The organism is uncultured Enterovirga sp. (assembly GCF_964242715.1).
Lineage (GTDB): Bacteria > Pseudomonadota > Alphaproteobacteria > Rhizobiales > Beijerinckiaceae > Enterovirga.
Genome location: NZ_CAXTAZ010000094.1, coordinates 1 through 6,976, shown reverse-complemented (window position 1 = coordinate 6,976; position 6,976 = coordinate 1). Strand labels below are relative to the sequence as shown.

General features: G+C 63.5%; 3 protein-coding genes and 3 pseudogenes. 2 read left to right on the top strand and 4 right to left on the bottom strand.

Annotated features, from left to right (window positions below; genetic code table 11):
* Window positions 1-62 precede the first annotated feature (62 nt).
* Window positions 63-281 (bottom strand): hypothetical protein, encoded by a 219-nt coding sequence (locus ACFE87_RS24360; protein ID WP_375462250.1) that lies wholly within the window; start codon window positions 279-281, stop codon window positions 63-65.
* A 439-nt stretch (window positions 282-720) separates the two neighbouring features.
* On the opposite strand from ACFE87_RS24360, the pseudogene ACFE87_RS24355 reads away from it, so the two are divergent.
* Window positions 721-1,436, top strand: a pseudogene (locus ACFE87_RS24355) (DUF2270 domain-containing protein).
* A gap of 118 nt (window positions 1,437-1,554) precedes the next feature.
* Here ACFE87_RS24355 and ACFE87_RS24350 read toward each other — a convergent pair.
* From ACFE87_RS24350 to ACFE87_RS24340, 3 genes and pseudogenes are all read right to left on the bottom strand, one after another.
* Window positions 1,555-2,994: a DUF2254 family protein gene (locus ACFE87_RS24350; RefSeq protein WP_375462249.1), complete on the bottom strand. Its 1,440-nt coding sequence runs from the start codon at window positions 2,992-2,994 to the stop codon at window positions 1,555-1,557.
* Window positions 2,991-3,617: pseudogene (locus ACFE87_RS24345) on the bottom strand (Na+/H+ antiporter NhaA); the annotation flags it as partial. The gene ACFE87_RS24350 and the pseudogene ACFE87_RS24345, both read right to left, overlap by 4 nt.
* 5 nt (window positions 3,618-3,622) lie before the next feature.
* Window positions 3,623-3,793 (bottom strand): annotated as a pseudogene (locus tag ACFE87_RS24340) (IS5/IS1182 family transposase); the annotation flags it as partial.
* A 290-nt stretch (window positions 3,794-4,083) separates the two neighbouring features.
* Between ACFE87_RS24340 and ACFE87_RS24335 the strand changes: the two are divergent.
* The coding region (locus ACFE87_RS24335; protein WP_375462248.1) for a rhamnan synthesis F family protein at window positions 4,084-6,976 on the top strand (2,893 nt) is incomplete at its 3' end.

Below are 6,976 nucleotides of genomic sequence, written 5' to 3'. Positions count from 1 at the left end.
CAATCGGCAGCATGCCGGCGGGGTTGCCCCGCCAGATGGGGCAGGAGAGCTGGAAACGGGGATCAGGCGGGCGCGGAACGCTCACTCCTGTTAGTCTGGGCGACCGCCCGGTGCAGCGTCTCGGCCTCGTGCAGAAGCTTGTCCAAGTCCATCGAGAGGCGCACCGCCTCCTTCTCCGACCCGCTCTCGGCGCAGACCACGGCCGCCTTTGCGATCGTGGCTGCATCCGTCAGCCGCGCGCTGAACTCGACCAGGCACCCCGTCACGCTCAGCCCACCCATGCTCATGCTCACCCCCGTCTTCGACGGACGACACACATGCTCCGTTCGCCGGGACAGTCGAGTGGAATGTGCAGGCTCGGAAATGGGTCGCAGGAGGGCGGACGAAGATGGCTCTTGGTCCGGAGTTGACCCACTGCGGGCATTGGGAATGTCCGCTCCCTGGCGAGCCACTCTCCCCGGCCGTGAAACCAGCGACTCTGGCGCACCTCGGAAGGGACTCGTTGGCGAGGTCAATGGCTGGGCCGCGCCCTCCCGAAGTGCCGGGCGCTCGCCGTTGTTCTCCGAAGCGCCGTTGCCCAGGAAGAAAGCTGCACCTAGTCTGAAAGGACAGACCTAGCGCTCGTGCGGGACTTCATTTTCGCCACTGGTTGGTGCAACCCCGGTCCGAGACGGACCGGCGACCTGCCTGCCGGGCGGAACTGCACGGCCAGGATACCGGATGGGCATCGGAATGCACACGGGGGGCGTCACGCCCAGTCCAGCCGGACCGGCCTTCCCGGCAACGCCCGGCGAGTTCATTACGGTTCTGGCCCATTATCACCGCGCCGAGATCGCTCGCATGGCGGGGTGGCGCGACCGTATCGACCGAACGACGAACTGGGCGATCACGGTCGTGGCCGGCATGCTGTCGGTCTCGCTGTCGACACCGACCGCCCACCAGGGTGTGCTGCTCTTCGCTATGGTGTTGGTGATGCTGCTTCTACGCATTGAGGCGCGCCGGTACCGGTTCTTCGACGTTTACAGGGCACGTGTGCGCCGCCTCGAGCGGAACTATTACGCCCAAATCTTCGCGCCCACCGAGCAGCAGGAGGCCGGGTGGACCCGTGCGTTGGGCGAAGACCTCAGGCGGCCCGTCTTCCTGACCACCGTTCAGGACGCTATGACAAGGCGCCTGCGCCGGAACTACGGTGGATGTTCCTGATCCTGCTCCTGGCGTGGGTTATCAAGATCACTTCGGCGAAGCTGCAACCCGGTGCGGGCATTGCGGAGTTCGCTTTCTCCTTCGATGCAACGCTGGAGAACGCGGCTCTTGGTCCCTTCCCCGGCTGGCTCGTAATCGCCGGAGCGGCCTGCTTCTATGGCTGGCTCCTCTACGCCACCCTGCGGCCCTACAGACGCAGCGGCGAACTCGCTCATGGAAACGTGCACGTTTAGGTCCCGCGGACGCTAGCTTCCGTCGCTCTTCGGACCCGCAAGCCACGGGCGCCGATCTCGCTTGATCCGCAACGCACGCAACGCGATGTGGGGCGGAGCACCCGCTCCTCCCCTCGCCTTATCGAGCTCGATGAGCACCCCACAGCTTCTTGCCGTCCTCATCCTCGTGTTGATGATGGGTCTCTTGGTATGGGATCAGCGCGGCCAGCATCACGAGGATTGGCCAGTCGATCGCGTCGTAGGCCTCCCGGGTGGGCACGGCCCTAAACAGCACAAGAAGAAGCGCTGCGCCGAAAAATCCGAACGCGACCGGAACCACGCTCAGAGCGACGAGCAAGATCGTGACGGCCAGAATTGCCGTTGCGATCCATCCCCGTCGCACGCTTCGGCGGATCTCCCAAAGCCGGTCGGTCGCACGCTCGACCTGCGCGACCTTGGCCAGCACGTCCAACATGCGGATCAGCACGAAGGCCGAGCCGGATCCGTTCTGGCGGATAGCGTGGAACATGGCGTCGGTCAGTCCCTCATAGTCCGTCACCGGGTAGAGCAGCACGATGCGGCCGTCGCGTTCTGCGACGCCGGTCGGCAGGAACCGTGGCGCCAGCCGGCAGAGAGCGTCGCCGAAGCGCTCCAGCACGCTCCCGGCCGTGGACGGGTCGTTGATGCCGGGCGAGAGCGCTCGCACTGCGACCTCGCTCAGCTGCCGGACGGTGTATTCCAGGGCTTGAAGAGCCGTAGGCTGACTGCCGAACGTGAGCGCGCGCTCCAGCACGGACCTCGCGCCGTCCTGCGACGGGTGGATCTCGGCGATCGGCAGGCCTCTCGGGACATAGTCTCCTGGCCTAACACGAAGCCGGACGCGGCAGCCCTTGGATGCCGCCCAGTCCGCAAGGCTGGTAGGGTCGACAGCTTGCAGGTACTCGCTTCCTGAGACGGTGACCGTGGCGGCCTGCTCGAACTCCACCCGCATCAGGTCGGGAGCGTCGAGCGTGGCTCGCTCGACCGCCTCAACCAAGTCGCGGTGAACAGCCTCCACCACTTTCTCGACATTGATGCTCATCGCCACGTGGTGGACGAACCAGACCAGCGTCGCGACGCATGCTACCGCGAGGACAATGGCACCGGTCACGGCCGCATGTGGGACGAAGGCGCCCTCCTGCTCCGTCCGGACCGTGCGGAGAACCAAGATCGCGTAGGCAAAGGTCCCGACGAAGATGCCGAGCGCGAGCTGGTTGCGGCCGTCGCGCACGAAGTTGCGGAGGAGCCGCGGCCCCATCTGCCCGGAGGCGAGCGACAACGCCGCGACCGTGATCGAGAAGACCGTACCGGCGACGCCGATGGAGGATGAAGCGACGGCGCTGAGAAGGGCTCGCGCACCTTCGGCACCTCCTCCGTATCCCCAAGGGTTCGCGGCATCGTCTCCGTCCATAAAGGACCGTGCGTGCTCCATCCAGATACCGCCTTCGGCCGCCGCCATGCACGCGGCCACGATGAAAGCGGGGCGAAGCCAGAACTGGTCGCCTAGGCGTTCTAGCCAGGCTCCAAGCCGGGCTTTCATGCGCGAGCCGTCTCTGCCCGGAGTGTGTCCCTCCGGCCGGAGCGTTCGGGCGGAGCTGGGATCTGACGCGGCGCGACCATCAGGACGGCCCAGCCGAGCAGGCCGGCGAGCACGGACCCGCCGAGGATGCCGATCTTCACCTCCTCCTGGAGGACCGCGTCGTTGCCGAAGGCGAGCATCCCGATGAACAGGCTCATGGTGAAGCCGATCCCGCACAGGAGCGACACGCCGAGCAGCTGCAGCCGTCCCGCGCCCATGGGCATGTCGGCGAAGCCGAGCCGGATGGTGAAGAAGGCGCTGCCGAACACGCCGATGAGCTTCCCGACCAGCAGGCCGAGAGCGACGCCGAGCGTGAGATGGTCGGTCAGCTTGTCCGAGGTAATGCCGGCGAAGGAGACGCCGGCATTGGCGAAGCCGAAGATCGGGACGATGGCGAAGGTGACCCAGCTGTGGAGGGCGTGCTCCAGCCGGTGCAGCGGCGAGTTCGCCACGTCGTCCGGACGGCCGCGCGAGGTTCGGAGGGGAATCGTGAACGCCAGAAGCACGCCGGCCACGGTCGCATGGACGCCGGACATGAGCACCAGGACCCAGAGTATCGCGCCCAGGACGAGATAGGGCGCGAGGTCCCGACGTGAGGGGCGACGTTGAGGGAGCGGAGTTCGCTCTCGAAGTCCTCGGCGTCATAGCCCTTGTCGGCGCCGAGCGTGATCCGGCGCGGGCGGTCGGCGCGCGGCTCGATCATGTGCAAGGCGGCCACGCGCTCGGCATGGCCGGCCGTCCGGGTCAGGCAGGCGTCGAGGCGATGAACAGCGATGGCGAAGCAGCACTTGATCAGGGTTTTTTCCGCCGCTACTGAATGTTCCGAATGTAGTGACCGCTACATCTGTCCGGTGAGAAACTGATCGAGGTCAGGTTGATGCGAACGTGCTGAAGTTGCTAAAATCGACGGTTCTTGGCCGTTGGTACCGTCGTGTCGAACTAGCACTGGCCACATCCGAGCGAATCCGGAAGGATGCCAAGCTCCTCGAGGAATCCGGAACGTTCTCCCGAGACTGGTACGCAACCCAACTTCCACGATGGGAGCGGGGGTTGAACAACCCTCACCATTATCTCGTATGGGGCGCTGCTCGTGGTCTAAATCCGCACCCGTTGTTCAGCACGCGTTGGTATCTGCGCAAATATCCCGACATCGCGGAGCATGGAGAAAACCCGCTCGTTCATTACGTGAAGCACGGCTCCAAAGAGAAACGTACACCAGGACCGTTGTTGAGCACGGATTGGTACCTTAAGAAGCTGCGGGACGAGAGGTCGAATGGTATGAACCCTCTGGCTTATTATTTGCTGCACGGACAGTTTCGGCATGATTCCCCAACGCCGCTATTCAATCCAGACTGGTACATCGCCACTTATCCAGAAGTTAGCGCCTCTCGTCTCGATCCCTTCATGCATTTCATGAAGATCGGGATGAGGGAGGGCAAGAACCCCAACCCATTCTTTGACGCACAATGGTATCTGAAAGACAATCCTGACGTGGTCGGGACCAAGCAACTAGCCTTCGCGCATTATGTCGAATATGGCGCTCAGGAAGGTCGCAATCCCGGGCCCTACTTCGATGGAGACTGGTACCGTAAGAAGTACCCAGATGTCCGTGCCTACGTACATGATCCTCTGTCGCATTACCTAGAACTGGGTTCGTACGAGAACCGCGACGCGATCGATGTGGTCGGCCAGAAGATCGCCGTCGTTGCTCACGTATTCTATCTCGACATGCTGCCTCAGGTCCTGCGTAGCCTGAAGAACATATCGATTGGTTTCGATCTGTTCGTCACGACTCCGGAGGATCAAGCAGATTTCGTAGGAAGGCGTATTCGGCGGGCCTATCCCAGGGCGCGCGTCTACCCTGTCGGCAACGCTGGGCGCGACATCGGGCCATTCCTGCACGTGATGCGGGAAATAAGCGAGGACCCCGACTATTTGGCAATCTGCAAGATCCACACGAAGAAGGGGACGACCGAGCCGGACGTCTGGCGTCATCTGCTGCTCGAGTCCGTACTGGGCAGCCGGCAACTCGTCTCGCACATCATCCGGACCTTTAGCGAGGAGCCAAATCTCGACATGGTAGGTCCGCGCGACCTCTACCTATCGGGATGGAAATTCATCGGCGAGAACGGCGCAACTCTCTCGAGCATGATCGAATCGCTCTATCCGGGTCGTCCGGCCTTGTTCGAATGGGGGTTCTTCGCCGGCACCATGTTCTGGTTTCGGCCTAGGTTGTTCCGGAACCTGCTTCATCATCCGGCCGATAGCCTGAGCGCTGCGGAAACGGGCGCCAGCGATGGCGAGACAGCTCACTCTCTGGAAAGGCTGTTCGGCTTCCTTGCCGCTCAGGAGGCGAGGCGGGTAGGCCTCGTCTCACATTCGGGCCACGTCGCGAATGGCTACGAGTTGCGGACGCAGGTCGCTGGCACCTGGACCCAGGATGATCCTCCGCATCTCTACCTCGCCCGGATGGCACGGGAGCTCGAGGGCGAGGTGCTCGTGCCGTCTGCTCCTTCGGTGCGGCCCAGGTGGACGCCCCGACCCGGCTCGCGGCCTGGTGTAAGGCTGATCGGTCCGCTCACATTCCTGAATGGCCTTTCGATCAGCACGAACGGCTATTTGAAGGCCATTCAGGCTACCGGGTGGAGGACCAGCGCGAATGCCTGGATGGCCGGATTCGAACGCCTGAAAAGGATCGACGCGCAAGTTCCAGCGGATACACCTCAACCCATCCAGGTCGTTCATCTCAATTTGGATCTGCTTGCCAGTACCCTGGACAACGATCCTGCGCTGCTTCGCACAATCTGGGGCGGCGAGGGCACATACGACGTGCTCATTTGCTACTTTGAACTCGCCTCGCTCAAGCCCGAATGGCTGCCGGTGCTTGACCGTTTCGACGAAGTTTGGTGCGCCAGCAGCTTCATCCAGCGTGCGATCGAGGCCGCGTCCAAGGTCCCGGTCCGGATCGTGCGGCCAAACTTCTCCGCATTGAGGAGCCGGCCGGAGACCGATCATCGGAGTCATTTCGGTCTGCCTCGCGATCGCTTCGTCTTCGCCTACATCGCCGATGCGGGAAGCGTGCTGGACCGAAAGAATCCCGCCGCCTTTGTCGAAACCTACCTTGAGGCTTTCGGCGAGGAAGACGGGGCGTGCTGTTTCGTCAAGATTCATTACGGGTCGCTCGACCATCCCGAGATCGTGCGGATCCGGCAGGCGGCTGGTCGACGGTCGGACGTCGTCTTCTCGACCGACCTGTATTCCGACACCGAAATGGGATCGCTGTTCGGGTTGATCGATTGCTATGTCTCGCCGCACCGAACCGAGGGACTCGGCCAGACGATCATCGAGGCGATGAATGCAGGCAAGCCGGTGATCGCCACCGATTACGGCGGGTCGACCGACTTCGTGACCCCGACGACGGCCATTCCGCTGCCCTACCGCCTGATCGAGGTGGGGGACGGCAACGAGCCCTATCCAGCCTCTTTTGTCTGGGCCGAGCCGGACCGGGCGGCTTTACGCGATGGGATGCGGCGAATTTTCTCCGATCAGGAAGCAGCCCGCACTCTCGGCGCCGCTGGCCGAGCGCATATCCAAAGCCTGTTCTCGCTCGAGGCGACCAGCGCCGCCGTGGAATTAGCACTGAACCGTATCTGGGAGGATGCGGTTACGGCGCCGAAAGGGGCGAAGGACAGGCCCTTGTGGCGTGTCGTGACGGTCGCCGGCGAGAAGGCGCGGCCGAGAGTGACGACGCAGCGGGCCTCGACCCCAGGGGAGCCCGTCCACCCGACGAGGGGCGCCCATCTCAGTATCTTGGTCCCCGTGTTCAACACGCCCCCGGACGTGCTGGAGGAGGCGATCCAGTCCGTCCTCCTGCAGACCTCGCCGCGCTGGGAGCTCTGCATCTGCGACGATTCCTCGACCGATCCCGCTATCACGGACTTGC